Source organism: Robinsoniella sp., from assembly GCF_034124845.1.
This window is the reverse complement of the sequence record NZ_JAWYAJ010000593.1, coordinates 1-4,317: the sequence shown is the minus strand read 5'-3', so window position 1 is coordinate 4,317 and position 4,317 is coordinate 1. Positions and strand designations below refer to the sequence as shown.

Genomic DNA, 4,317 nt, shown 5'->3' with positions numbered 1-4,317 from the left:
GTACTTCATACTATCTGATTCCGGAAACTTTATATATTCACATTATAGCAAGCATTTGTTTTAAAGCGTGAGGAAGGATTTTACTTTTTTAGGGGGATTTTTTTTACAGGCTGGATGATGTCTATACAATTAACGTAAAAAAGGGCTGTTGGTTAATACCAAATTTCAGCCCCTCTAACATAAGGAAAAATATAACTTCACATTGTCCGAAAAGGACACACTAGATAAAACAAACCCAAGAAACCTATTTCGCCAGCTTTACACCCGATTGAAAAGCTTGTTCCAAAAGTTCAGCGGGAATTTCAGTGCTTGTCTCAAAACCACAGCCTGAAATACTTCCCACTAATTCAAAGCCTTCATCAAGAAAATTTTGATTGGTGGCATTCCGAAGGCTCGCATAATATGCTTCATCAGCAGCAAGCTGTGTAAAAACTGTAACAAGCTTAATTCCTGGATGGCGTGGGCTGTAGTTTTCATCTGCGAAAGCAACAGATCGATCAATTAACTTTTTAGACTGGGCACTGACGGCATTAAAGTAAATAGGGAATGTTACAATAAAGCCATTCACTTCATCAATCTCTTCATACATAGAAGCCAAAGCGTCTTTTGTTGCACATCCGTCATGGGTGCGGCAGTAATTACAGCCTTGACAGCCTTTTATAGCATCATCGTTCAAGTTGTATGTAACGATTTCTGCTCCAACGGATTTTGCTCCGGCAACGACCTGTTCTGCCAAAGCATGTGAAATGCCGTTTTTACGTGGACTTCCTAAAAATAATAAAATTTTACTCATTTCATATACCTCTTTTCGTATGTTGTCTTGACAATGTATTGTATATATATCATACTATATACTTAAAAGAAAACAAGTACGCAGATTATGCGTACATAGTACGGTAAATAATACTTAGGAGACGATGGCATGTCAAAAATGACTTTTGAAGAATATCAACAAATGGTTGTGACAGAAAAATTTTGTACGGTAGATTGTCCCGTGCAGATGTTATTTAATATTTTTTCAAATAAATGGGTACTGCGAGTCCTTTTTGAATTGACACAAACCGACAGTTTGCGGTTCGGTCAATTAAAAAGTGCCATAGGCGGAGTAACAAACACAATGCTATCCTCTACATTAAAGACATTAGAGGAAGTGGGTTTTGTAGACAGAACACAGTTTAATGAAATACCTCCCCATGTTGAGTATTCTCTTTCTGAGAAAGGAAAAGCTTTGTATCCGATATTTCTTGAAATTATAAATTGGGCAGTAGATTATGGTATTTAAGAAAAGTTTTTGAAACAAATTGATTATTTATCTCAACTATGATACCAAAATTCATAAACTCCACCCGTAACATGGCAAACACCATTTCGGATTTGAACATCGGGCCGATTGCAGGCATAAATCATATGGTCACACCATTTGGGTAGATGAATAACCGCATTTGTATTAACGGGGATCGTAACTAACATACAATCCGTATCTGCTCTTTTTTCATATCGAACCTGAATCTTTCCTGTTATTGCCTGATATTCGCACTTTAACCAATTCAGACTCTTCACAGGTTGAGGCGCAATACGAATATTGCTAAAGCCATCATTGGATGTAATACCCGCTACTTCACTGTAGAACCATTCCACAATCTGCCCCATCATGTCATGGTTCCTGCTTCTGGCATCATCCCGCCAAAATTCTGGCAATGTAGTTTCTCCCTGTTGGATAAACCTGTAGTAACTCGGATGCTCCTCCTGCATTATCATATCCTGTATCAGATCATTCCTTCCAAGCCCGGCCAGGGTTCTGAATATAAAGCGCAGTCCGATTTCTCCTGAACAAAATCTGCCTTTGCTGGTAATTTGAATGAAGCTTTTTTCTACCGAAGTTCTCTTATCTTCAGGCACCATGTGGAAATACAATGGGATTGCCTGATTCGCCTGAGTTTTCTTTTTTTCTATGCAATCATATGCATCGTAGAACCATTGATCCATATCTTCCTCATATTTTAGTAGTGCTTTATTATAAGAGGATTTCACTTCAGAAGCTTTCATCTGATATTCCAATCCGGCTTCTCTGTATCCCATTTTATAGGAAAATTCAGAAAGCAGGCAGAGATCTTTAAATAAAAAGGCTGTCTCCAGATTCTCCCGGCATTCTCCCTTATTCTGCTGGATTCCCCAGTCTCCCAGTCCGTGACAGATAAAATGTTCATTGTCTGAATGCTGATAAATAATATTATAATTCTGATATTTATCATATTGGTAATCAACATATTTTTTAGCTGCATCGTAGTTCTCTCTGATCACCCTGTAATTCCCATAAAACTGACTCTGAATATCAGCCGCTAACAAAATGCTGCTGCCCCAGGGAATAATATCCCAAAAGCTGCCTTCCCCGCAATCTGTAATAAATTTCGCATATCTTGGTGCTATGGAAGGGATAAGACCGGTTGAGTATTCATGAGGAAAGCAACCGGTATCCAGGTCTCTCTCACCATCCTCGTATTGTGCTGCTCTCATGTCTGCGGAAATTTTTTCCCATAAGGTATCCACGTTCTTAAGATACATTATCGAAGGTCCCATCAGATGGTTTGGTTCCAGCCACCCCAGTTTTTCTATAGATGGGCAATCTGTATGTATATGGTTGAGATTGCTTTCCACAGCCATTTTTACAAGATTATGTATCTGTTCATACCGATTGTCCGAACAGGAAAAAGTCCCCGTATCTTCTGCAGACGATGTTACAAAATAACCTTTTACATCAATGATGCAGGGAAGGCTGACATTGTCATGTTCTCTGGTAACCCCCTCAACCATAACCCATCTACCGGCTGCATAAGAAAACTTTGGACGCCAGATTTCAGTATCTCTACTGCCTGAAAGAATATAATAACACCAGGTTTCTGTTGTTTTCTCACAGTTTCCTTCTGTATTTTTCTTCTCCACAGGAGTGATCTTGATTTTCTGCCCTTTCTTTCCTTTTACATGAATTTCGAACTGACCAGACATATTCTGACCAAGATCAAATACATAACAATTTTTTCCCTCCTCCGTAATCTGCTGGGTTTCATAAATTTTCTTTACTATTACCGGAGGATATAACATTGGGGTAAGGTGACCTTTAGGACGATCTTCTTCCATTAACTCTATTGCCTTATCTTTTGCAGGTCTCTGATACAATTCTCTGTATCCATACCACTTTCCCGCATCATAATCCTCTGAACCATAAACATTTGCCAGCAGTGTTGGACTCGGTGCGGTCCACCAGCTTCCATCTGTAACTACCTGCTGCTTACTTCCATCCAAATAATAAATTGTCATCTGTGCAATGCAGGTAAGATATTTCCCATATGGCTGATAGCGATGATTCAGTGTATAAAAATGTCTCTCTTCTAAGGTATCCCCAATATACCATCCATTTCCAACCTCTATACAAATGTTGTTTTCTCCGATACTTAAATGCTCTGTAATGTCATAAGTCTGGTAATGGACCTGCTTATGATAATCTGTCCATGAACCGTCCAGAACAGAACTGCCTGCCTTTTTTTCATTTATTACAGCTTCATACTGCCCCAAACCGCAGACTGATAAATAAGCCGCACGTACCTCTTTACCTACATTGAACATTTTCCCTGTGAAAAAAGGTTTCTTCGTCAGATTAGAAATCCATTTCCCACACCAGTCAGACCGGTCACAAACTCCGCTTATAAAATATGCCTTATCGCTTTTTTCCTTATATCCATTTTTATCTGTGATTTCAATAATCATCTCATACTTTTTATGGGTCTTTAAAGGAATTTCTGCTTCAATTCCGTTTTGCCGGCTGCTATATTGCATTTCGGAATCATATACCAATTTTTCACCTTCACTGATTGTTATACGATAAGCCTTCTGCTCATTTCCTGCATCTTTTTGGGTATATTCCCACTTAACTACAGGCACTCTTTCTATTCCCGCCTGAACTGCACAATTTTGAAGCTTTACCTGTACTGCTTTCATTTTTCAATCCTTTCTAAATCAATTTTTCTGGGCGCACTCATCCCTTCACTGCTCCGGCTGTCATACCTGCTACTATATATTTTTGTGCAATCAGGTAAACAATCAGAATGGGAATTGCAGTAAGTACCATATCAGCAAATACATAATTCCAATTACTAAAATATTTCCCATAAAAATTATATATTGTCAGAGGCATGGTATATTTAGACGGACTGCTTAAAAAATATAGCGGAAGCTGGAAATCATTCCACACATTCATCGCAAAGATTACACTGCTGGTGGCAATCACCGGTTTGAGCAGAGGCATTATGATGGTGAAAAATA

At 38.7% G+C, this 4,317-nt stretch carries 3 protein-coding genes and 1 pseudogene; 1 reads left to right on the top strand and 3 read right to left on the bottom strand.

The annotated features are described in order from the left end of the window. Nucleotides 1–244 precede the first annotated feature (244 nt). Complete coding sequence (locus ACH2DQ_RS29190; RefSeq protein ID WP_395028824.1) at nucleotides 245–793, bottom strand: flavodoxin family protein; 549 nt, start codon at nucleotides 791–793, stop codon at nucleotides 245–247. A gap of 129 nt (nucleotides 794–922) precedes the next feature. Between ACH2DQ_RS29190 and ACH2DQ_RS29185 the strand changes: the two genes are divergently transcribed. Next, a complete protein-coding gene (locus ACH2DQ_RS29185; RefSeq protein ID WP_394912639.1) occupies nucleotides 923–1,282 on the top strand; it encodes a winged helix-turn-helix transcriptional regulator in 360 nt (119 codons plus the stop codon). 32 nt (nucleotides 1,283–1,314) lie between these two features. On the opposite strand, the gene ACH2DQ_RS29180 is transcribed toward ACH2DQ_RS29185, so the two are convergent. Together ACH2DQ_RS29180 and ACH2DQ_RS29175 are read right to left on the bottom strand one after the other, a co-directional pair. Next, nucleotides 1,315–3,993: a family 78 glycoside hydrolase catalytic domain gene (locus ACH2DQ_RS29180; RefSeq protein WP_394912638.1), complete on the bottom strand. Its 2,679-nt coding sequence runs from the start codon at nucleotides 3,991–3,993 to the stop codon at nucleotides 1,315–1,317. A 37-nt stretch (nucleotides 3,994–4,030) separates the two neighbouring features. Next, a pseudogene (locus ACH2DQ_RS29175) lies at nucleotides 4,031–4,317 on the bottom strand (carbohydrate ABC transporter permease); the annotation flags it as partial.